At 46.7% G+C, this 23,798-nt stretch carries 17 protein-coding genes; 8 read left to right on the top strand and 9 right to left on the bottom strand.

Annotation, left to right across the window (positions count from 1 at the left end; genetic code table 11):
- Positions 1-9 precede the first annotated feature (9 nt).
- A complete protein-coding gene (locus tag IGI73_RS04650; RefSeq protein ID WP_271292517.1) occupies positions 10-318 on the bottom strand; it encodes a DUF5960 family protein in 309 nt (102 codons plus the stop codon).
- Positions 319-477: 159 nt separating this feature from the next.
- On the opposite strand from IGI73_RS04650, the gene IGI73_RS04655 reads away from it, so the two are divergent.
- Entirely contained in the window at positions 478-828 is a 351-nt protein-coding gene (locus IGI73_RS04655) for a hypothetical protein (RefSeq protein ID WP_005225497.1), read from the top strand.
- Positions 829-947: 119 nt separating this feature from the next.
- On the opposite strand, the gene IGI73_RS04660 is transcribed toward IGI73_RS04655, so the two are convergent.
- Positions 948-1,691, bottom strand: coding sequence for an NADPH-dependent oxidoreductase (locus IGI73_RS04660; RefSeq protein WP_428206475.1), 744 nt, complete (start codon positions 1,689-1,691; stop codon positions 948-950).
- A 349-nt stretch (positions 1,692-2,040) separates the two neighbouring features.
- On the opposite strand from IGI73_RS04660, the gene IGI73_RS04665 reads away from it, so the two are divergent.
- A complete protein-coding gene (locus IGI73_RS04665) occupies positions 2,041-4,692 on the top strand; it encodes a cation-translocating P-type ATPase (protein ID WP_016608271.1) in 2,652 nt (883 codons plus the stop codon).
- Between the two features lie 58 nt (positions 4,693-4,750).
- Here the strand turns inward: IGI73_RS04665 and IGI73_RS04670 are convergent, their stop codons facing one another.
- The 5 genes from IGI73_RS04670 to IGI73_RS04690 form a co-directional block, all read right to left on the bottom strand.
- Entirely contained in the window at positions 4,751-6,889 is a 2,139-nt protein-coding gene (locus tag IGI73_RS04670; RefSeq protein ID WP_428206474.1) for a transglutaminase-like domain-containing protein, read from the bottom strand.
- On the bottom strand, positions 6,886-7,929 hold the full coding sequence (locus IGI73_RS04675) for a DUF58 domain-containing protein (protein ID WP_167822982.1): 1,044 nt from the start codon (positions 7,927-7,929) through the stop codon (positions 6,886-6,888). Before IGI73_RS04675 ends, IGI73_RS04670 begins: the two co-directional genes overlap by 4 nt.
- Positions 7,930-7,931: 2 nt before the next feature.
- Positions 7,932-8,870, bottom strand: coding sequence for an AAA family ATPase (locus tag IGI73_RS04680; protein WP_005225502.1), 939 nt, complete (start codon positions 8,868-8,870; stop codon positions 7,932-7,934).
- Between the two features lie 191 nt (positions 8,871-9,061).
- Positions 9,062-10,903, bottom strand: a complete 1,842-nt coding sequence (locus tag IGI73_RS04685; RefSeq protein WP_438759117.1) for an FAD/NAD(P)-binding protein — start codon at positions 10,901-10,903, stop codon at positions 9,062-9,064.
- A gap of 37 nt (positions 10,904-10,940) precedes the next feature.
- A complete protein-coding gene (locus IGI73_RS04690) occupies positions 10,941-11,936 on the bottom strand; it encodes an ROK family protein (protein ID WP_428206472.1) in 996 nt (331 codons plus the stop codon).
- A gap of 172 nt (positions 11,937-12,108) precedes the next feature.
- On the opposite strand from IGI73_RS04690, the gene IGI73_RS04695 reads away from it, so the two are divergent.
- The gene (locus IGI73_RS04695) at positions 12,109-12,915 is read left to right on the top strand and encodes an HAD-IIB family hydrolase (RefSeq protein WP_438759118.1); all 807 of its coding nucleotides are present in this window, start codon (positions 12,109-12,111) and stop codon (positions 12,913-12,915) included.
- Positions 12,916-13,000: 85 nt separating this feature from the next.
- Here IGI73_RS04695 and IGI73_RS04700 read toward each other — a convergent pair whose 3' ends face one another.
- A complete protein-coding gene (locus IGI73_RS04700; protein ID WP_428206470.1) occupies positions 13,001-15,151 on the bottom strand; it encodes a GH92 family glycosyl hydrolase in 2,151 nt (716 codons plus the stop codon).
- A gap of 5 nt (positions 15,152-15,156) precedes the next feature.
- Positions 15,157-16,209, bottom strand: coding sequence for a GntR family transcriptional regulator (locus tag IGI73_RS04705; protein ID WP_087627155.1), 1,053 nt, complete (start codon positions 16,207-16,209; stop codon positions 15,157-15,159).
- A gap of 155 nt (positions 16,210-16,364) precedes the next feature.
- Between IGI73_RS04705 and IGI73_RS04710 the strand changes: the two genes are divergently transcribed.
- From IGI73_RS04710 to IGI73_RS04730, 5 genes are all read left to right on the top strand, one after another.
- Positions 16,365-17,654: a glycoside hydrolase family 125 protein gene (locus tag IGI73_RS04710; protein ID WP_428206469.1), complete on the top strand. Its 1,290-nt coding sequence runs from the start codon at positions 16,365-16,367 to the stop codon at positions 17,652-17,654.
- Between the two features lie 73 nt (positions 17,655-17,727).
- Positions 17,728-20,406: an alpha-mannosidase gene (locus IGI73_RS04715; protein WP_428206468.1), complete on the top strand. Its 2,679-nt coding sequence runs from the start codon at positions 17,728-17,730 to the stop codon at positions 20,404-20,406.
- 3 nt (positions 20,407-20,409) lie between these two features.
- The gene (locus IGI73_RS04720) at positions 20,410-21,285 is read left to right on the top strand and encodes an ROK family protein (protein ID WP_428206467.1); all 876 of its coding nucleotides are present in this window, start codon (positions 20,410-20,412) and stop codon (positions 21,283-21,285) included.
- On the top strand, positions 21,278-22,669 hold the full coding sequence (locus tag IGI73_RS04725; protein ID WP_128431792.1) for a glycoside hydrolase family 1 protein: 1,392 nt from the start codon (positions 21,278-21,280) through the stop codon (positions 22,667-22,669). The genes IGI73_RS04720 and IGI73_RS04725 overlap by 8 nt, the downstream gene beginning before the upstream one ends.
- A 240-nt stretch (positions 22,670-22,909) precedes the next feature.
- Entirely contained in the window at positions 22,910-23,791 is an 882-nt protein-coding gene (locus IGI73_RS04730) for an ABC transporter permease (RefSeq protein ID WP_086294872.1), read from the top strand.
- Positions 23,792-23,798 lie beyond the last annotated feature (7 nt).

The raw sequence follows: 23,798 nt of genomic DNA on the forward strand, positions 1-23,798 counted from the left end.
ACCATTGGTCTATCTTCCGCCGGGCAAATAGTTACGCTTGGGGTTGTAGCGGCGAATGATCTTATTTTCAGCGAGTACGTGCTCATAATAATAAACAGGCGCATCCTTAGTCTCTAGTCGAAAAACAAAGACGAGCGGAACCTTTAAGACGGAATAGCGCGCGGGGATCGCAATATACGATTTTTGATTGCGCTCCATCGTCAGTGCGAATTCATCAAACAAAAGCGCCACTGGTGTGGGAAAGTTTACCAATTCATAATAGTGTTTTTCAAATGCATAGGTTTCTTGTTTTGCATAAGCGATTTTTGCAGCTGGCATACACATTCACCTCACTTGAATTATACGAACATTTGTTCTGCTTGTAAAGTGAAAAATCACCGAGCGAGGAAAAAGGAGGCGTTCTCTATGAAAAAGATGTTTTGCTAACAAGAAATTTGCTACACTAGAGAAAAGAAGGAATCAAAAGGAGCAGATACCATGGATTACGAACGTTTCGCACGATTACAGGCACGCTTTGCCGATGAAAAACTGCTGACCAAAGAAGGGGTCTATCGGTTGCGTTTGTCAGGGAAGGCGCAGTTCGAACTAGCCTTTATCAAAACCGGACCCTGTGGCGAGTCTGTCTACCAGCCGCTGATCAAGGGCACTTTTGCTGAAAAAGAAGCAATCCCTACCTATTTGCTGGATCTTGCGGCGCAGCCTATGACGCAAATCAGTCAGCGAACCTCCGAAAATGAAGCAGTGTTAGATAAAGCGTTAGTAGCATTAATGGAAAAATGTGAGCAGGCAGTTGCCGTCAACGAAGCCGCACAAGAAGCCGCACGTTGATTAGCATGACAAAGATACAAGAGCCGCCTGAACCTGATTTTTTACACTAAGCAAAAAACGATCCTAACAAGATTCCTTGCCAAAGATCGTTTTTTATTTTCCCGTGGTAATTAGTGTCCTCATTCGCCGAAGTGGTCTGAGAAGCCTTGTTGTTTCATAAAGGCCGCGACATCTGGACGTCGCGGTTCACGGAAAAATTCCGTCATTTTCGTTTGCCAATTGGTTTGCTGTTGATTGCTGCTGCGCTGTGCATAATAGGCTTCTGTCGTTTGGTTGTACTGGGCTGTTTGCTCCTGCGTCAGCGGTTGATACTGATCGACACTTACGATCGCTTCTTGGGGCAAGCGGACTTTCGGTTCATTTCTGTGTTGCGGATAGCCGATCGTTAAACCGAATAACGGAAACGTCAATTTTGGTAAGCCGACAAGTTCTGCGATACGAGGCAAATCATTGCGGATGCCGCCGATGTAACAAATTCCTAAGTCTTGCGCTTCAGCGTAAGCTACCATGTTTTGGGCAGCGATGGTCGTATCAACGACAGACACAATAAATGGTTCCATCGTGGTTAAGTGGGTATCAGGCACCCCTGCTTGGATCAGCAGCTGCTGATGCTTATGTAAGTCGGCGACAAAAAGATAGAAGACGCCCGTTCGAGTGATGTAATTTGGGGCACCGGCAATTTCTTCGATGGCAGCCAGTTTTTCAGGATCACTGACCTCAATGATCGAATAGGCTTGAACAAAGTTCGAACTGGAACCGCTCTGGGCAACCGTTACTAATTTTTGCTTGAGTTCCTTTGATAGTGGCCGGGGTTGAAAATCTCGGACAGAGCTATGGCGGGTAAAAGTATCAAAAAGATCCATCGTTTTTCCTCCTGTAACGTACAAATTTCTTTCTTCCTTAGTGTAACAGAAAAAAAGGAATGGGAACAAAAAGAATGTTTTCAAAAAATTTTCAAATTGATGTTTTATAGTTGCCAAGCACAAAAGTTTCCGTTATGATAATGATACATTCTTATTATTATTCCTTAGGGGAGTAACCGGTGGCGCAAGCTGCGATAATATCAACAGTAAGTAAGCTGGCGACAGCTTTCTGGTATTATTTGAAATGGTGAGACCTAAGACAAGCGTATACTTGTCTTAGGTCTCTTTTTTTCTAGCAGAGTGCCTAAGGAAAATAAAATTAAAAGGGGCAAAAAAATTGGCGAAAGAAATGTATCAAAAAGAAATCTCGGAAATTATGGCAGAGGTCCAGAGCAGTCCAGAGGGGTTGACGCAGCAAGAGGCAGCCAAGCGGTTAGAAAATGGCTTGAACCAGCTGAAGGAAGCACCTAAGAAATCTAGCTTTGCCTTATTCTTAGATACCTTCAAAGATGCGATGGTGATCGTCTTGCTGATCGTGGCAATCATCCAAATGGTTATGGGTGCCCACGTTGAGTCGATCGTTATCTTCGCAGTACTCTTGTTGAATTCCGTCGTCAGTGTGATTCAAACGAAAAAAGCCGAAGGGTCGTTAGACGCTTTGAAAAGCCTGTCGGCACCAGATGCTAACGTCATTCGGGATGGCAAAGAACAAAGTGTGCTGGCGAAAGAATTGGTTGTCGGCGATATCGTTATTTTAGAAGCTGGGGACTATGTACCAGCAGATGGTCGATTGATCGAAGAGGGTTCTTTGAAGGTCGATGAAGGAATGCTGACTGGGGAATCAACGCCAGCGGAAAAAGAATTAGGTGTGATCGATCGTACCGCACCGATCGGCGACCGTGACAACATGGTCTTCAGTGGAACGATCGTCACTTATGGGCGTGGCCGGTTTATCGTAACCGCGACTGGTAATGTGACGGAAATCGGTCAAGTGGCTGGCTTATTGGAAAGTACAGTTGAACACAAAACACCATTGCAAAGAGGATTAGACAGCTTCAGTAAAAAACTGAGCTTGGCGATCTTAGTCCTTTCATTGATTATTTTAGGGGTTCAAGTCGCACGGTTGTTCTTAGGTGACGGAACAGGTGATATGACACAAGACTTAGTCAACGCCTTTATGTTTGCGGTAGCCGTAGCCGTTGCAGCGATTCCAGAAGCCTTGCAATCGATCGTGACGATCGTTCTTTCGATCGGAACAAAACAAATGGCGAAGCGTCATGCCATCATTCGAAAACTACCAGCGGTTGAGACATTGGGTTCAACGAGTATCGTTTGTACCGATAAGACCGGGACTTTGACCCAAAACAAAATGACCGTTGTTGACTACTATTTACCAAATGGGCAAACGGGCACGTTCTCCGATGAGCCAACTACCTGGACATTGCCTGAAAAACGCTTAGTAGAGATCAGTGTCTTGGCCAATGATGCTGCCATCAGTGAAGATGGGGCGAAGCTAGGAGACCCTACTGAAATTGCTTTTCTGGATTACAGTGAGAAACTAAATCAGCCTTATCGGGCGATTCGTCAACAGTTTCCTCGTTTGCAAGAATTGCCTTTCGATTCTGATCGTAAATTGATGTCTACCTTACATGAGATCGATGGCGAACATTTATTGTTGACCAAAGGTGGGCCAGACATCGTCTTTGGGCGCAGTACCAAAGTCTTGATCGATGATCAAGTCGTGCCTTTAACAGATGAAATCAAGCAGAAATTACAACATCAAAACGAAGAATTCTCAAAACGGGCATTACGGGTCTTGGCGTTTGCTTACCGTCCATTGACCGATGCCCAATCACGAGAATTGACACTTGAAGATGAAAACGAGCTGATTTTGGTTGGTTTGATGGCGATGATCGATCCTCCTCGTAAAGAAGTCAAACAAGCCGTAGCGGATGCTAAATCTGCTGGTATCAAAACAGTAATGATCACAGGGGACCACAAAACGACAGCCGTGGCGATTGCACAAGAGATCGGTATTTCAGCCGAGGGCGACTTAGCCTTGACCGGTACGGAATTGGATGCTCTTTCTGAAACCGAACTAGCGGATCAATTAGACAAAATCACAGTCTATGCTCGTGTTTCGCCAGAAAACAAAATCCGTATCGTGCGGGCTTGGCAAGACAAAGGCAAGATCTCTGCCATGACCGGGGATGGGGTCAATGATGCACCCGCCTTGAAACAAGCGGATATCGGGATCGCAATGGGAACCGGAACGGACGTTGCCAAAGACGCAGCGGCGATGGTCTTGACGGATGACAACTTTGCCTCGATCATTCGTGCCGTAGAAGTTGGCCGAAACGTCTTTGACAACATCAAAAAAGCTATTTCGTATTTGTTTGCTGGAAACTTAGGTGCGATCATTGCGATCGTCTTTGCCTTAGTGATGGGTTGGGACAATCCATTTACTGCCTTGCAGCTGCTCTTTATCAACCTAGTCAACGACTCATTACCAGCGATTGCTCTAGGAATGGAAAAAGCCGAACCAACGATCATGCAGCGCCAGCCAAGAGATCCAAATGCTGGTATCTTCACTGGAAAAACATTGATCTCAGTAACGTATCGCGGTATTTTGATTGCCGCTGTCGTGATTTTGGCACAATGGTTAGGAATGAACCAATCACCTGAATTAGGTGTAGCGATGGCCTTCTCAACACTTATCTGGAGCCGAACATTGCAAACATTACCAGCACGCTCAAACACTGAGACTGCTTGGCAAGCTGGCCTTTTTGCCAATAAAATGGTATGGCTGGCGATCGTCGTTTGTGGTGGACTATACAGCATTACCTTGATTCCTGGCATCCGTGAAGTCTTTGCGATTCCAGCAACCTTCACTTTAGGACATGTCGGTTTATGTATCGCAATGGCTGCTGTGGCAGTTGTTTTGATGGAAATCACGAAGCTGATTATTATTGCCGTTCAAAAACGTCAAGGAAACGCCTAAAGCAAAAAACGTATCGATCGTTTGATCGATACGTTTTTTTGTCGTTTATCCTCACTGCTTAGTTGATTTTTTTCAGCTGACTGATTTGGGCAGCGACTTGCTTCAAGAAGGCTTCTTGACCAGCCGGCTGTTCTTGGCTGTAAAGGTAGGCTTCGTATTGCTGCGTCAAGCGGATAAAATCACCATGGAACAGTGGATAGAATGCTTCAAGTCGTTGGGCATAATCGATCAACGGCTCCGCCTCGTTACGGTACAGAACTTTCGTCGTTTGCCGTAAAAACAAAGGATAGGCAGCAACTAGCGGCTGTTTGGTAAAGCGGCAGATCAACCATAAATGAATACGGAAAAACGAATGGCGGAAATAGAAAAGTAGGCCAAGTCCTAGGATAGCTAAGCCTCCAAAGAAGCCATTGCGCAGCGTTTGTTTCAACTCCTCAGTCAACCAAACGTCATCGGTAACCGCGGCTGTTGCAGAACTACTGGTCGTGGTTTCGCTGCTTTCTGTTTCCCTGCTGCTCGATGGTGTTGTTTCGCTGCTAGCGGTCGGTGTTTCTTCGGAGCTAGTAGATTCTTGAGTCAACACGGGACGATCTGGATTTTGGAAACTAGGGGTCGGTTCAAAAGGTACCCAACCGTAGCCGTCAAAGTAGACTTCCACCCATGAGTGGGCATTCAAGTTGCGAACGGTATAGGTAGTAATGCCGTTTTCTGTTGCAGGAGATCCAGGAGAAAAGCCTTTTGCCCAGCGAGCAGGGATCTCTAAACTCCGTAGTAGCACGACCATTGCCGTGGAAAAATTGTCGCAGTAGCCGACTTGTGATTCAAATAAAAATTGATCAACATAATCTTGCTCTTCTGCAGGCACGACGGCATCGGTTTTGGAATAGCGGAATACGAGCGGATCTTTCAAATAGCTTTCAACCGCCGTGACTTGATCAAACAGACTGTTGCTGTCAGCGGTGATCTCAGCTGCGAGATCTCGTACCCGCTGCGGCAAAGAATCGGGTAACTGGATATAATCGATCGGAGAATCCGGATAGATCAAAGGCAGATTTTGGAGATTTTCTGCGGCAAAATCTGGATGGTCCCAATCGAGGGTCAAGGTGGTGTCTGGGAGTGGATCAATGAGATCGACCCGCTGGATGGCGTCGCTGATCTGAAAACCGCGAGCACCGTTTTCAAGGGACAACGTGCTGCGTCCATAGGGCAATGGGACATAGTCTCCATGGTTTTGAAATTGGACCCGAACAGACTCGTTCTCAAGATAGGCTTGCTGATAGCTTTGATCCGCGATCGTGACGGCCTCTGCTTCTAAGCGAGCCTCTTCGCGGCTCGTACTGATCCAGCCCTTACCAGAATAAAAATCTTTGCTTTCCACCCGCCAGTAATGCGGGGTTTCTTGTTGCGCTTCAAATAAAATCGTCGCATCATCCAGTAGTGGTCCGCCTAATTGACGGTCGTTTTCACTGAATCCAGTGCGAGAGCCGCTGGGCGTGCCATGTTCTTCAATAAATTGATAAAAACCCAGCTGATTCAGATTTGTCCGTACAGGCGTGGAACGGGCTGCCAACTGTTCCCGCAGGCTCGTTTGCGGCAAGTAGACAGCAGTGACGGCTAATCCACCAATCAATAGCATCACAGCGAACCAGGGAGCGATCGTTTGACTGGATCGAAAGACGCTGCGCTGGATCAGTGAAGAAGCCAAGGCACAAAGAAAAATACCCATCAAATGCCACGTCAGATCAAATTGATTAAAAATCACGACTGTTAGCAAGTAGCCGATCATGGTAGCGTAAATCAAGAAAAAGCGTTGATAAGCGATCGGTAAGATCGCTAAAAACAAAACCCAACTAACGATCAATGTCACCGCCGCCAGTTCGGTGATATAGCCGACTTCACCGCTGAGGATTTCTTGAAAGGCACGGTGCAGGTCTAGCCAAAAACGCAGCAGCCAATCAAAAGAAAAGGCAGTCCCATAAGGAAAGATCCGATACAAGACGATCAGCCAAGCGGCTGCCAGCAAAGGCAAACTGTAACGGACTTTCGGCACCACGGTCAAAATCAAACAGACACTAAAGGCATAAGTTAAAAGGGTGAACTGATTGCCAAGGTCATAAACTGCGATAAACGGCAAGATCACCAGTGATAGACTGAGAAAGGTCAGAAGACCAATCAGCGCTTTCTTAATAAATCTCATCCTACCGCCTCCTCAAGTTTATTCAACTGCCTCATTAAATCAGCGTAGGTAAACACTTGGCAGCTGTTTTTTGCTTCCAACTGACTGAGGTAGTCTTCCAGTTGTGGGGTAAAAACCGGGGTAATGAAGACAAGATGGCTGCCAGTCAAAAGCGGTACCCCTTCAGGAACTTTCTCGAAGGGAAGGATCTGGGCATAGGCAGCGGCATCCGTTTGGTAAGGAGAAGTCAATCCGTCACCAATCAAGAGCGGCTGAAAAAGTCGTTGATTTTGCGAGAAATGGTGGATCGAATAAAACAGTGTCAAAGTCTCTTCAAAAGCAGGATGATCTTCTCCCCAAAAGAGCAGAACGATGTCTTGTTCTTCTTCATGTTCTCGTTCGCGATAGATCAATTCCTGTTGTTTGCTGGATAATTTCCAATCGATATTTTTTAAGGAATCCCCTAACTGGTATTGACGGAACTGTCGAATAGAAAAATTGGGTTCTCCGTGGGTTTGGCTGCGGACTTGCTGTTTAAAAAATGGCAGCAGGGTAACGGCTTCTGGCGCCAATTTAGGCAGGATCAAAATCGATTGTTTCGCAACTGCAGCGTAGCTTTTTTCAAAAAAGCCAAAGAGATCATGGCTGTACAATTGAACGGGCAATTCTTCATAGATGCCTCGCTCCTTTGGGGTCCAAGGCAGCTGCAGCCGAATCAGATTGCCTCGATAAAAGGCGCTGTGATGACTTTCCTTGAAACGATCGTCAAATTGTAAGGTGAAATCGACCAGCGGCAGCAGCGTCGGGCGATACTTGAAGACTTGCAGCGGTAAGGTGATCGCTGTGTGTGTTTCAGCTTGGATCGATTCTTCTAAAATGATTTGAACCTTCTTGAGGGAGGGGAGCAAGAATACTGCATCAAGCAACAATAACAAAGTCAGTAAAAACCAAAGGCTCCAGCCAGCATTATTATTGAAGATCACACAATAAGCCAGCAGCAGAAAATAGGCAGCGCTAAACAACAGGAGGCGCAGCAGGCGTTCAAGCTTCTTTTTCTTCATCGCTATCTCCTCGTTGGGACAGGCACTCGTTGGATCATCTGTTTCATCAAGTCTGAAAGGGTCTCCGTGCTGGCATGTACGCCACCTTTCAGTAATAAACGATGACCGAAGACTGCTGGTAAAATTCGCTGCAAGTCTTGCGGCGTGACAAAGGTCCGACCTTCCGTCAATGCTAACGCTTTGGCCCCTTTTAAGAAGGCGATCCCACCACGAGGGCTGATACCAAGGTCAATGGCATTATGCTGACGGCTCGCTTGAACCAGCTGCAATGCGTAACGGGCGACCCGCTCATCGACATACACGTCATCGACCATCGCTTTTAAAGCGGTCACTTCATCAGCATGTAAAATGGTTTGGATCTGATCCAAGCTTTGCTGTCGTTTTCCAGTCAAGAGGGCGAGCTCATCTTGAAAATCTGGGTAACCGATATGCAGGCGGAACAAAAAACGATCCAATTGGGCTTCAGGCAAAGGATACGTTCCTTCATACTCGATTGGATTTTGCGTGGCTAAAACAAAAAAGTGGGGACTCAATGGGTACGTTTGATTGTCGATGGTGACATGATTTTCTGACATGGCTTCTAAGAGTGAGGCTTGCGTCCTTGGTGTGGTTCGGTTGATCTCATCTGCCAAGAGGACGGAGGTGAAGATCGGGCCAGGACGAAACTCGAACTGGTGGCTTTGGGAATTAAAAATCGACACACCTAACACATCATTAGGTAAAAGGTCTGGGGTAAACTGTACCCGTTTGTAGTCACTTTGAATGGCTTTGGCTAACGATTTGACCAACATCGTTTTCCCAACACCAGGGATATCTTCGAATAAAACGTGTCCGCCAGCAAGCAGCGCAGCCACGGTAAATTGGATCACATCTCGTTTGCCTAAAATCACTTTTTCCACTTCTGCGATCAAGGCATCTATTTTTTGTAATTCAGCGGTCATCTGATAACCTCCCTACGTTCGTTTCTTCCATTGTAACGGTTTTCTAGGACTGTCGCAATTTTCGTGTAATAATTAAAGAAAATTTCAAGAATATTCAAAAAAGAGAAATCCTTTCTGCGGATTTGCGAAAGAAAAACAAAAAACTTCCGAAGCGTTTCCTCGGAAGTTTGCGTTTGATAGAACAGAAGCGACTAGAAGGTGTGGTGCAAGAGGTCAGCGGCGATCTGGTCCGCCTGCTGTAAATTCCAAGCATCGGTTCCTGGCTGAGCAGTGGCAGCCGTCAGCCAGTGGATGCCTTCTGTGGGAATCCCAAAACAATAGAGGGTAGGGAAAGGGCGGTCATCTGGTCCAAGGATCTGATTGGTCTCAGGATCGATGGCGATCGCACCCGTCTCAAAAGGCACCTCATTGGGGATCGCCAACTGGTGCGGGTGAATAATCCGATCGTTTAGCAGTTGCCGCAACAAGGAATTGTTGGTTCGACGAATCGCTGTCGATGGAATGCGAGCCTCAATTAGTTGCGTCGCGTGATAGCGTGTGTCGTCAAATCGCTTTGAATACGTATAGTAAGCCTCCTCGATCTCAACAGTCATGTCAGGACCTAGTAAGGTCACCACTCCCGCTTCCATCAATGCCACCAGTTCCTGAAGGCGCCTAACTGGCGGACCGATCGATAAAAAGCTGTTCAAGGGAACGAAAGACTGCCAAAAGAGTGTTTTCAAGTCTTGTACTGGCATTAGCTGATGATCGAGAACAAACCGAATCGGGTCCCGCAGGTCTTTGAAGACTTCCAAGGCACTGCTGATAGGTCCTGTTAGATTGCCTTTTTCGGCATCTTGGATTTGGGTACGTAATAGTGCAATGAAAAAGTCTTGCAACGACTGCGGCTTTTTCTGCGCAAAGGGGTCGGCTAGTTGTTGCCATGACCACCACTCTGTCGTAGGAAGCTGCCATTTTTTCAGCAACTCTTCAGATCCTTCAGAGGCAACAAAGGCGGCGGTAAAAGCGGCAAGCTGATCTTTGTCCAGCAGCTGTTTTTCTAAAAGCAGCGTCTGATAATAGACGAGTTCTGCCTCTTTTTTTAAATAGAAGAGCAAGGTCTTGCCAGCAACCGTTTTGGCTGCTTGCCAAGCAGCGAGGCGTTCAGGGGTCAAAAAAACGGGCTTTCGCTGCTGCGTCGGTGTTTTTTGATTGCGGCCACGAGGATGATACGGGACACCCCGACGAGAACCTGCGATGATTTGCGGTTCTTCACCAGAAGGTTGATAGACGAGGGATCCATTGACTTTGACGAAGGTGCCGCCCCGACCGCTGGTCAAGCGGGTGACGTAATCGTAAAAGGCAAGTCCTAGTCCCCGTAGAATCACAGGTTCGCCAGCTTTCACCGCCGTTAGATCCGTATCTGCCGCATTGGCTGGCGGTGCATAAAACCAGCCATTATTTTCTGCGGCCGCCGCCAATCGTTGTTCTGCTGCTGACAGTTGGGCTTGTGAATGGCCTGTAGCTAAGACGACGGCATCAACAAGAAATGTGTGGTGAGCCGTCGTCAACTGGTAGCGATTTTTGGAAAGAGGGGTCAAGGAGCTGACACTGTCTGACAGATGGTTGACGGTAATGGATTCAGGCAGCTCTTTTAATAGCTGCTGATAAAACCACTGCTGATAGAGGCCATATAACGCCCGCGAGCAATGCCCGTTAGGATCAAGTGAATCAAGTGCTGTGCATTCCGCAACGAGCTCAGGAGCATGCGTGGCTGCGAAATGTTTCCCTTCTGTCACTGCCCATTCGTATAAGGTAGGTCCTTTGACCACAGGACCGCCGGTGCTTAATGTGTCATCCGTGAAAAGGGTGACTTGACTGGTTACAGAATTCAATAGCAGATCCGCCGATTGGTCCGTGCGCCAAACTGCCCCAGGAAGAAAGGGATCAAACAGCAGCAAGTCGATGGCTTGTTTGTTTTGTTTGCTATGAGCGATCAGTCGTTCTGAAAGTGAAAGTCCACGAGGACCAGCACCAATGATAGCTATTTTCATATCACACCACCTCAATTATTCTATGGTCATTGTGTCATCAACGGGCTAAGTCAAAAGGTGTCTTGCGGAAAATCAGCCAGTGCATGCCTAGCACCATGGCTTCCTCGATAGCATCGATATAATGGAAAGCAGGCTGATTGGGTTGTTGCTGCAGCAATGGATTTTTTTGGATCGCGTCTAAGAGATCGGTTTTTACTGCATCACTGCTGGCTAAAATAATACAGTGGGGGGCAAAAGCAGCATTGTAAAATGGCAGTAAGCTTGTCAGGCGCTGAACCAAAGCCGTGCGGTCTTGCGGTGCCCCTTGGTCCAAGTAGCCGGGCAAAAACTTTGCCTCTCCCGCTAGGGCGTCTTTTCCTTCTAAAAGTGCACCATTGACCAGGAGCGTGATACCAGGCATGCTTTTTTCGGGATTGTACATGCCGACGATGGTTTGCTGCAAAGAGATCTGTTGGGCGATGCAATAGCCGATCGTTAAAATATGGGCATCGTTTTGACAGTAGAAGGGCAGTGCAGTGACCTCTGCCACGAGAGCTGCCAGCTGCCAGCCATTAAATTTTTCATACCAGCTGGAAGTCACGGTTCCTCCACTGATTTTTCCTGGTAAAAAGAGGGCGATCTGTTCCACAGAAGGAAATAATGCTAGCTCGTTCGTTACACATTCTTGAAAGCGATGAGGGGCAACATCAGGAAACGGCTGGTCGTGTTTTGCCAAAACCTTTCCCTTGCGGTCGATCAGCATGGACCAAAGAGCCAAGGAACCATCGTGATCGATAAAACTAAGCAAAAGAGAATGGCCTCGGTCTTGGTTGAGCTGATAGGTCACAGCAGGCCGCCCTAGCTCTTTTTGCTCCAGCGGACCTTTAGTGATTTCTTCCTCTGCCAACAATTCTTTTAATAATGAGTTAGTGGTGACCATGCTGATGCCGGTTTTCTTTACTAAATCGGAGGCGAATAGTGCCCCGTTTTGAAATAAGGTTTTTAAAACCAGCTGTTTGTTTTGCTGGCGAATGGAATGGGTGTTAGAAGCCATAGGTGTTCTCCTTAATGAAGTGATTTAATTAAGTATACCGACGGGATGAAACGATGTAAAGTTTTTAAAAGACTGACTTGACGGAAAACTTTAAAATAAGTATACTTAATTAACAATGTTAATTAAGTGATTCGCCATAAAGAGGACACGAGGTAGAGGGGAAGAGAAACGTATGATCAAATTAGTCATCACAGATTTAGACGGCACATTTTTGAACAGCCAAGGCAGTTTTGACCGGCCTTATTATGAACAAGTCAGCCAACAAATGAAAGAAGCGGGTGTTGCTTTTGCTGCGTGTACCGGCAAACAGTGTGAACGAGTGGAAGAACTGTTTGGTGAAGCAGCAGCGGATGTTTGGATTCTTGGGGATAGCGCGACCCGCATCAAACATCAAGGCGAATACATCTTTGAATCACTGCTGCCAAACGAATTAGGGCGGCGGATCATTGCGAAGCTCGCTGCGATTGCGCAAGATCATGTGATCATCGCCTGTACACCGACTGCGGCGTACATTGTGGAAACGACCAATGAAGCAGATGCCCAGAAAGTTCGCGGCTCTTATCGGGTGGTCAAAACGGTGGCGGATTATCAAACCATCACCGAAGATTTTGTGAAGCTCACTATTTTTGATCCCAAACTACGTTGCTTTGAGCATGTCCAACAGTTAGGCGAGTTTACAAACGACGCCTACATCGTGGCTTCGGAAGCCGCTTGGATCGATATCACCAATCAAGGCGTCCACAAAGGAACGACTGTGGCACACTTGCAAGAATTGCTGCACGTCACACCAGAAGAGACAATGGTTTTCGGCGATGGCTTGAACGATTTGGAGTTGATGGCAGCTGGCACGTTTAGTTTCGCCATGAGCAATGCCTTTGAGGAAGTCAAGGCAGCCGCAGCGTTTGTGACCAAGTCAAACGATGAAAATGGCGTGCTGAAAACCATCGAACGTCTGTTACCGCTACAAATGAACCAATAAAAAAACCGCTCCCTAGCAGGGATAGCACGTACTTTCATTTGACTGAAAGTAGACTGCTGCCTGTTGCTAAGGAGCGGTTTTTTCGTTATGCATGTGGTTGACTGACGCTATAAGGATAGGCATCGGCTGACCACTCTTTGCTGCGAGGGACGATACCTAGCTGGAAGTTCAATGTACCACCGGCAGTCAATTCTTGGTGGGTGAAAAACAATCGCTCGAAGGGTTCTTCGTTCAATGTGATTTTATCCACGAAGAGCTGTTGCGGCGCATTGGGCGTGCTCTTGATCACTAAGTCTTTGCCTGAAGCAAGATGTAGTGTTGCTTGATCAAATAATGGCATGCCGATGACATATTCCCCCGTCCCTGGTGTGACTGGATAAAAGCCCAAGGAGTTGAAAATGTACCAACCAGCCATGCTACCGTTGTCTTCATCGCCAGGAAAGCCTTTGGGCGAGTCATTGAAGCATTGTGTCAATAGCTGCTTGATCAAGGGCTGTGCCATTTCTGGTTTGCCCAAATAGCTGAATAGATACGGATAGTGGAAGCTTGGTTGATTGGAGATCGCCAGCTGACCAAAATCGAGTGCAGCCATCTCGCTCATTTCATGGATCTCAAAGCCGTAGCCTTCTGTCGTATAGCGAGGTTCTTGATTGCACAAGTCGATCAGTTTTGCTTCAAAGGCCGCTTTGCCGCCGTGTTCGGCGATCAAGCCAGCGAAATCATGGTAAACAGCAAAACTGCTTTGCCACGCACTGCCTTCTGCATAATCTAAGCCCCAGCGTATGTCACTGAATTCTGGACGAAAGGCACCATCGGGATCTTTTGCCCGCATAAAGCCAGTTTCCTGATCGAAAATGTTGCGGTAGTTTTGCGATTGCTGCTGATAATAGTCTGCTTGCTCGTCACCCAGCTGTTGTGCGACTTGTGAGATACAAAAATCACTGTAACAATAATCAAGGGTGTGATTGACCGATTCATGATGCGTCAATGGCACATACCCATAAGTCAAGTAGTCCGTCGTGCCGCGCCGACCATAATTGGGATTTTCACTTTGGACGGTGGCGCCTTTTTTCATCGCTGCTAAAAATTCGGGCATCAAATCGGGACGAATGCCTTTTACTGCGGCATCAGCGATCACGGCATCGATCAGCGTCCCTGGCATCAATCCACGCTCATCTGGCGATAGCCATTTTGGTAAAAAGCCGCTTTCGCGATAACTGTTCAAAAAGCCTTCCAGCATGTCTTCCAATTGTTCGACAGCCAAGAGTGAAAAGAGCGGGTAGACAGTTTTATACGTATCCCAAAAGCCGTTGTTTGTATACAGTGGTCCTGGTTTGATTGCTTTTGCCAAGGTATCCCAATGCATTTTGCGGCCCTCTTGATCGATTTCGAAGAAGGTTTGAGGAAACAAGAATAAGCGATAAAAATTATGATAAAAAGTAGAAACTTGTGTTTGATCGTGATGCTCGATCTCGATTTTTTGCAAAAAATGATTCCATTGCTGTTGGACAGAAGCCAGATAATCGGCAGGAGCCCATTGCTGTTCCCGTTGCAAGTTCAAACAAGCTTGTTCGCGACTGAGAAACGAGGTCGCAAAACGGATCGTCTGTGTTTGGCAATCATCAAAGCGGAGAACGACGAAGGCTTCTTTGCCTGTCAAGGCACCTTCGATCGCCGTGATGGGTGTTTCAAAACGATAGACGAAATGGAAGGTGAAGCGTTCATCTTCGCACCCTGAAAATACGACCAGTTGACCAGCCACTGTTTGTTCATCCAACTGTTCTAAAACATAGTCACCCGGCAGTGACAAGCCAAGACCTGGCTGATCCCCGCAGTTTTCAATAGTCAGCACACCGCCATACATACTGGGGATCAAAGTCGTTGTTGTTAAATACCGCTGCGTCTTGATTTTAAGAAAGGCTGGATTAAAGGTGCTTTCTTCGGGACGATACGAGCTTTGCGCATGGAAAAGGGTATTTTCAGAAAGCGTGCCGTTTATCGGCAGCATCGTCAGATGGCTGAAATCTCCCATCCATGGGCTAGGCTGATGGGTGATGCGAAAGCCCTGAAAGGTTCGATCTTCTGGATGAAACCACCAACTGCCGCGTTGATCGCTGGTTTGCGGGGCAAAGTAGTTCATGCCAAAAGGAACCCCTGTATAAGGCAGGCAGTTGCCGTGGGAAAAACTATATTGGTTGTCTGTTCCGTGTCGTGTGTCGATCATTGATACGTTCACTTGGTTCACTCCTTTAATTGGGTTGATTCTCTTTTGATCAAAGAAACCGCCACTAGATGGGTGGTCGTCTCCGTTGGTACTGGGGTTGCTGCCTTCGCAGCGTTGATTTTCTCAATCACTTGGTTTCCTGCCAAGCGCCCCATCTCGGCAAAATTCTGCCCGATAGTCGTTAGTGCTGGATCAACGAGGGCTGCGGCTTGGATATTATCGAAACCAACTAGGGAAATGTTGGCAGGGACGTGCAAATCTGCTTGGCGCAAAGCACGCATCAATTCGATGGCGATCAAGTCATTTTCACAGACGGCTGCCGTGACCTGATGTTCTTCCAAGTAGGCAAGCGCATTTGCGATGCTGGCAGCCGTGTCATCGAGCTTGGTGCGAAAGGTTCTTTGGGCTTTTTTCAGCGCATCGATGTAACCTAGATAACGCTGACGGACGGATTGCGGATGATGGGTATCACCAAAAATATAAGCGATCCGTTGATGCCCCAACGCAAGTAAATGCTCTGTGGCTAGCTGTCCACCTTGAAAGTTATCTGGCATCACCGCTGGAAAATTAAACTCATGCAGCTTTTTATCTAAGGTCACGATAGGAAAGTGCTTTTCAGCACATTCGAACAGCAAGTCATAGTAAGAAAACGTATTGCTGGCGTAATAGATCAGGCCGTCGAATTCTTGCATCAGCTCAGCTGCCGTCGTTTTTTCCAAATAATCCACTGGTGTCATCAAAAGTTCAAAGCCGTGTTCTTGCATCACGGGGTAAATGCCTTCGGTAAAGTTTCCTAAAGAGAGATCATTGGCAAAGGGCAAGACAAACAAAATTCGTCCAGTCGCTTTTTTTTCCTTCAATTCTCGGACAAAGCTGCCGCTGCCTTGCACGCGATAGATCAGCTGATTTTGTTCCAGTTCCGTCAAGGCTCTTTTAGAGGTGATCCGACTGACTTGGTATTGTTCAGATAGTTCTTTTTCAGTAGGGACACGACTGCCAGGCGCTAATCGCCCTTCAACGATGGCTTCGTGAAGCTCCGCGTAAATTTTTTTATATAATGGTTGTTTCATAAGAAAACCCCTTTTGATATATCATATTTGTTAGCATACCATAAACCAATAAAAATGAAAACCCTTTAATTATTTTGAAAAAGCGCTAGACATTCAACTAATTCATGATATACTAGGTTCGTAAATTGATATATCAAATCAGGGAAGGTGATGGAATGGTTTATAAAGAAATACCAACTTCAGTAACAACATTTATGGAAACGATTACGGATCTATGCGGAGAAACGCATGCCGATTGGGCGAAAAATTTTAACGCAGCCTTTGCTAATACACTATTAACGACGGTCAAGCGTCATGAGGATGGCACGACCTTTTTACTGACGGGGGATATTCCAGCCATGTGGCTGCGAGATTCCACTGCACAAGTTCGTCCGTATTTGGTGATCGCCAAAGAAGATGAAGACTTAGCAAGCATGATCAGCGGGTTAGTTAAAAAGCAATTCTACTATATTACGATCGATCCTTACGCAAATGCCTTTAACGAATCAGCCAATGGCGCTGGCCACCAAACAGACGATACTGAAATGAACGATTGGATCTGGGAACGCAAATATGAGATCGACTCTTTGTGTTATCCGATCCAACTGGCCTATCTGCTATATAAAAACACAGGCAGAACCGATCAGTTCAATGATGATTTTGTAACAGGCATCGAAAAAGCCTTGGAGGTGTTTGTGACAGAACAAAACCATGAGGAGTCTCCATATCGCTTTGAACGGGATACCTGGCGAAAAGAAGATACCTTGACTCATGACGGCAAAGGCGCACCAGTGAAACCCGTCGGCTTGACTTGGTCAGGCTTTCGACCAAGTGATGATGCCTGCAAATACGGCTATTTGATTCCCTCCAATATGTTTGCGGTGGTGGTCTTAGGCTATATCCAAGAAATCTTTACGACGGTTTTAGAAGACGCAGCGATCGTGGCACAAGCGAAAAAACTACAAGCAGACATTGAAGCAGGGATTAAAGCATACGGGTTGACCACGAACCAAGCTGGCGAAGAAGTCTACGCCTATGAAGTGGATGGATTCGGCAATGGCACCCTGATGGATGACAGCAATGTGCCGAATTTGATCGCCGCCCCTTACTTGGGGTATGGCAGCATGGAAGATCCCCTTTATCTTCAAACCCGTAAAACGTTGTTGAGCAGTGAAAATCCGTATTTCTATGAAGGGAAATACGCCAAAGGCATTGGTAGCTCTCATACGCCAGAAAATTATGTGTGGCCGATCGCCATGGCAATGGAAGGGATGACCACCACTGACAAAGAAGAAAAGAAACGAATTTTGGATCAGTTAGTGGCGACAGATGCGGGTACAAATTTGATGCATGAAGGGTTCGATGTCGATGATCCTTCGCAATACACGAGAGAATGGTTCTCGTGGGCGAATATGATGTTTTGTGAATTGGTTATGGATTATTTCGATATCCGAGTGGAAAAATAAGCAGCACGACCCATCACCATTCGAGTGACACAAAAAGCAGTCCAACGACGCAAACAGCGAGGAGTAAAAATCAATGAAGAAACAAGTTTATATCATCTCACACAGCCACTGGGATCGGGAATGGTACATGCCTTACGAACAGCATCACATGCGGCTAGTGGAATTGATGGATGATCTTTTAGAATTAATTGAAAATGACCCTGAGTTCCACAGCTTCCATCTAGATGGACAGACGATCATCTTGGATGACTATTTAGAAGTGCGGCCTGAAAAACGCGAGGCGGTCAAAGCGGCCATCAAACAAGGGAAATTACAGATCGGTCCGTTTTATATTTTGCAAGATGACTTTTTGATCAGTGCCGAATCAAACACCCGTAATATGCTGATTGGAATGGCAGAAAGCAAAAAGTGGGGCACCCCCGTTATGTTGGGGTATTTCCCAGATACCTTCGGCAATATGGGACAAACTCCGCAAATGATGCTGCAAGCCAATCTTGAAAGTGCTGCATTTGGGCGTGGCGTCAAACCGATCGGCTTTGACAATGAAGTTTTACCCGATGATCAATTTACTTCCCAATATTCTGAAATGCATTGGGAAGGTCCAGATGGCAGTCAAATCTTTGGTCTACTTTTTGCCAACTGGTACTCCAATGGCAATGAGATTCCAGTGGATAAAGCAGAAGCCAAAGCTTTTTGGACCCAAAAACTGCAAGATGTAGAAAAATTTGGAGCCACCAATCATTACTTAATGATGAATGGGGTCGATCATCAACCCGTCCAAAAAGATATTTCGGCAGCGATTCGTACAGCCAACGAGCTTTTCCCAGAGTATGAATTCAAACACGCCAGCTTTACCGAATACCTTGAAGCGGTGCAAGCAGATCTGCCAGATGACCTAGGAACTGTCACAGGTGAATTGACCAGTCAAGAAACCGATGGTTGGTATACTCTAGCCAATACCGCCTCTTCCCGAGTTTATCTAAAACAATGGAATACAAAGGTTTCCCGCCAATTAGAAAATGTTGCGGAGCCATTAGCAACTATGGCTTATGAAGCAAGCGGCAGCTATCCTCACGATATGTTGGATCATGCGTGGAAAACCCTGATGCAAAATCATCCTCACGACAGTATCTGCGGCTGTTCAGTGGACGAAGTACACCGAGAAATGATGCCGCGGTTTGAAAAAGCCAATGAAATCGGCAAGTTCGTGGCAGATGAAGCGTTACGCAATTTAGTAGCCGCCATCGACACGAGCCAGTTTCCTGAGGAGAGTCGCCCTTTCGTGGTCTTCAACACCACTGGCAGCACCCGTTCTGGTTTAGTGGAAGTCGTGATCGAACTTGAGCGTAAAACATTCCGTGAAGGATTGCCAAGCAAGCTTTACCACGAATTGTTGGCGAAGCCAAAAGGTTATTATTCGGTGATCGATGAACAGGGGAACCCTGTTGCTGCGATCATTAGTGAAGAAGAGGTCCTTTTTGACTATGAATTGCCTAAAGATGCTTTTCGGATTCCTTTCATGAAACGCTTTGTCAAGGTCCAAGTTGAAGCAAATCAGTTGCCAGAATTTTCATGGCAGACCTTTGCCCTAGTAGAAAAAGCCGCTACGCCAGTAGAGAGCGCCCCGATCGTTTCAGAAGGAGGGCGCAAACTTGCCAACGCACATTTGGAAGCCGTCATTACTGAAAACGGCAGCTTGACGATTACAGACAAAGTAACCCAAAAAACGTATCGCAATTTACTGGTTTTCGAGGATGTGGGGGATATCGCCAATGAGTACATCTTCAAACAACCAGAAGGGGATGAAGCAATCTTATCGACACAATTTCCGCATCACGTGACGATCGAACAAAACGATCCACTGGTGGGGATCGTGCGACTGACGCAAGAATTGCAGATTCCCGTTTCAGCAGATGACCGTTTGTTAGAAGAACAAAAAGCTGTCGTCGATTTCCGTTTCCGTAAGGCACAGCGGAGTCAAGAATTGGTTGCTTTCAAGATCGAGACGGAGATCCGTTTAGAACGAACCAGCAACCGCCTGGCATTTAAAACCACCGTCAACAACCAAAGCAAAGATCACCGACTGCGAGTGTTATTCCCAACAGGGATCATCACGGATTTCCATGAAGCTGACAGCATTTATGAAGTCGTAAAACGGCCGAATCAGGTTTCCAGTCATTGGGAAAACCCAACAAATCCGCAGCATCAGCACGCCTTTGTCAACTTGCATGATGAAACTAGCGGCATGACGGTTTCTAATTTTGGTTTGAACGAATATGAAATCGTGAAGGATCAGATCTGCTTGACCTTGTTGCGCTGTACGGGAGAGCTAGGCGATTGGGGCTACTTCCCAACACCAGAAGCGCAATGCTTAGGCAGCCACACCTTTGAATACGGCGTAGCCTGTCATGGGGCTCCTGAAGAACGTTATGAAACGTATCGCCAAGCACAAGCTGCCCAAGTTCCTTGGACGGCAAGTCAGACCGACAAGCATCAAGGCAAGCTAGCCAGCAGCAACCAATATATGGAAGCTCATGGATCGACGGTAGCTATCACCGCCTTAAAACGCAATCGCCAAGACCAGCAGATCGTTTTGCGGGGCTATAATTTGGCGAATCAAGCCACTGCCTTTCACGTGCAAAAAGAGCAGGCGACGCTCTGTCTGTTGAACCTTTTAGAGGAAGAACAAGCATCGACCGTCAATCAGCAATTACACCCATATGAAATTCGTACCATTGGAGTAAAGGAGTGAGTAATGATGGTTTATGGAGGAATTGAAGCCGGCGGCACAAAAATGATTTGTGCCGTTGCCGATGACCAGCTGACGATTATCGCCCAAGAGTCGATCCCAACGACAACACCAGAGGAAACGTTAGCGGCGATCTTTGCCTTTTTCGATCCCTACGATCTCGTGTCATTAGGGGTCGGTTCCTTTGGTCCGATCGGGATCGATCCAACCCAAGCGAACTATGGCCACATACTAGCGACGCCGAAACAGGGCTGGCAGCAGTTCGATTTTCTCGGTGCATTGAAGAAGCGCTACCCAGAGACAGCATTTGCTTGGACAACAGATGTCAATGCTGCCGCTTATGGGGAATTACGCCAAGGATCGGCGCAAGGCAAAGACAGCTGTGTCTATTTGACAGTAGGAACCGGCATTGGCGCAGGAGTCGTTCGTGAAGGAAAGATTTTCGAGGGGATCGGTCATCCAGAAATCGGTCATACCTATGTCAAACGCCACAGTGAAGATACGTATGCTGGCACCTGCCCGTATCACGGCGACTGTCTGGAAGGATTAGCCGCAGGGCCTTCTTTAGAAGGACGTACGGGGATCAAAGGACAAGACTTGCCGCAAGCGCACGAGATTTGGGGGTTGCAGGCCTTTTATCTAGGGCAAGCGCTGGTCAATATCACGTTGACCTTAGCACCTGAGAAAATCATTTTAGGCGGCGGGGTCATGAATCAGCCGCATCTACTCGCTCAAATCCAACAAGCCTTCCAAAAACAAATGGCAGGCTATATGGAGACACCACCAGTGGAAGACTACATCGTCACTTGGGGCTTGCCGAACAAAAGCGGGATTATCGGCTGTCTCTTGTTAGGCAAAGAGCAGGTGACTGCCCATGACTAACCTGCATTTTCCTAAAGATTTTTGGTGGGGAGCCGCCGCCAGCGGTCCACAAACTGAAGGACGAACGGCCGATGATGGCAAAGGCGATTCGATTTGGGACTATTGGTACGCAACGGAGCCAGAACGTTTTTATCAAAAACGGGGACCAAAAGATACCGTCCAGCTGCTGCAGCGTTATCCAGAAGATGTGGCGTTGATGAAAGAGATCGGCTTTAATTCTTTTCGAACCTCGATCCAGTGGAGTCGCTTGCTGCCAGAAGGAAGAGGAGCGGTCAATCAACAAGCGGTGGCGTTTTATCGCGAGTACTTCGCCACTTTGATCGAAAATGGCATCGAGCCTTTCATCAATTTGTATCATTTTGATATGCCGATGGCACTGCAAAAAGAAGGCGGCTGGCTCAATCGCGAGACTGTCACAGCATTTGCAGATTATGCTGCTTTGTGTTTTGAGTTGTTCGGTGATCAAGTCCGTCATTGGTTCACGCAAAATGAACCGATCGTGCCAGTGGAGATGGGGTATTTGTATCAACAGCATTACCCAGCAGAAATCAACTTGGCACATGCGGTGCAAGTCGGCTACCATGAAGCACTCGCCAGCTCCTTAGCGATCCAACGCTTCCGTCAATCTCAGCAATCAGGCGAAATCGGCATCATCTTGAATTTGACACCGACTTATCCGAAAGATCCGAACGATGAAAAAGATGTCCAAGCGGCGCAACTGGCAGATGCCTTTTTTAACCGATCCTTCTTAGATCCAGCGGTCAAAGGCACCTTTCCTGTAGAATTGATCGCTGTCTTAAACGAGTTGGCGATCATGCCAGAAACCAGGGCAGAAGATTTGCAGATCATTAAAGAAAACACGGTCGATCTCTTGGGGGTCAACTATTATCAGCCACGGCGGGTGCAGCAAAAGCGTTCTGCCAAAACAGCGGACACACCAATGCCAGAAGATTACTTCGATGTGTATGATTGGCCAGAAAAGAAAATCAATCCCCATCGAGGCTGGGAGATCTATGAACGAGGCATCTATGATACCTTGATCAACCTACGAGACAACTACGGCAATATCCCCTGTTATATTTCAGAAAACGGCATGGGGGTCGAAGATGAAACACGCTTTATCGATGCCAGCGGTCAGATCCAAGATGAGTACCGCATCACCTTTATCAAAGATCATTTGCGGTATGTTCACCAAGCGATCCAAGAAGGCAGCCAGTGCCGCGGGTATCACATGTGGACCTGCATGGACAATTGGTCTTGGCTGAATGAATTCAAAAATCGTTACGGGTTTATTGCTGTCGATTTGGCTACCCAAAAACGGACCATCAAAAAGTCTGGTGAGTGGTTCCACGAAGTGATTCAGCAAAACGGCTTTGTCGACTGATCATTCATAAAAAACAAATCAATGAAGCGTCCTATCTTGCAAAAGGTAGGACGTTTTTCAGGTTTTTAGAGAATAAAAACAAAATATAAACAAAGACCTTTAATTTGTTTCATTTTATCTTTAGTTTGTTCCTTATTTTTTAGGGATGAAAGCGTTATTCTAGTAGCATGAAGGAGATGATGAGATGTGAAGAAAAAGGGGTTTTGGAGGAATGTCTGGCAATACAAAGCATTGATATTGATGGCTTTGCCAGGTGTTGTCTGGTTTATCTTTTTTTTCTATATACCTGTATTCGCAAATGTGGTGGCGTTCAAAGATTTCCACATTTCACCAGACGGCTTTTTTGCCAGTTTGAAACAAAGCCCATGGGTCGGCTTTGATAACTTTAAATTTTTATTTGCATCCAATGATGCTTGGCTGATCACTAGAAATACCCTACTCTACAATATCGTATTTTTAGCATTCAACCTATTCTTTGCGATTGCCTTTGCCATTATTATGAGTGAGCTGCGCAATAAGCGCTTGGTAAAAGTGTATCACACGATGTCCCTGTTGCCGTACTTCCTTTCTTGGGTGGTTATTTCGTACTTTGTCTATGCCTTTTTGAGTCCAGACAAAGGGATCATCAACCAATGGATCACGGGTATGGGCGGTGAAGGAATCAACTGGTATGCTGATCCGAAATGGTGGCCGTTTATTTTCGTCTTTATGAATGTCTGGAAGAGCTTAGGCTACAACAGCATCATCTATTATGCGTCAGTGGTCGGGATCGATCAGACGTATTACGAAGCCGCGATGGTCGATGGCGCCAGCAAATGGCAGCAGATCAAAAATGTGACGTTGCCACAGCTGATTCCAATGATTTCTGTTTTGTTGATTTTGAACATCGGTGGGATCTTCCGTGCCGACTTCGGACTTTTCTATCAAGTCCCACGAAACTCTGGGGCGTTGTACCAAGTCACCTCCGTTTTAGATACGTACATTTATAATGGACTGACTGCCACAGGCGACTTCGGGATGACCGCAGCTGCCGGCCTTTATCAATCAGTGGTTGGGGCATTACTATTACTAACAGCGAATTTGGTTGTTCGTAAACTAGAACCAGATTCAGCATTATTCTAAGGAGGAT

The organism is Enterococcus sp. DIV0755f (genome assembly GCF_051713725.1).
GTDB lineage: Bacteria > Bacillota > Bacilli > Lactobacillales > Enterococcaceae > Enterococcus_D > Enterococcus_D casseliflavus.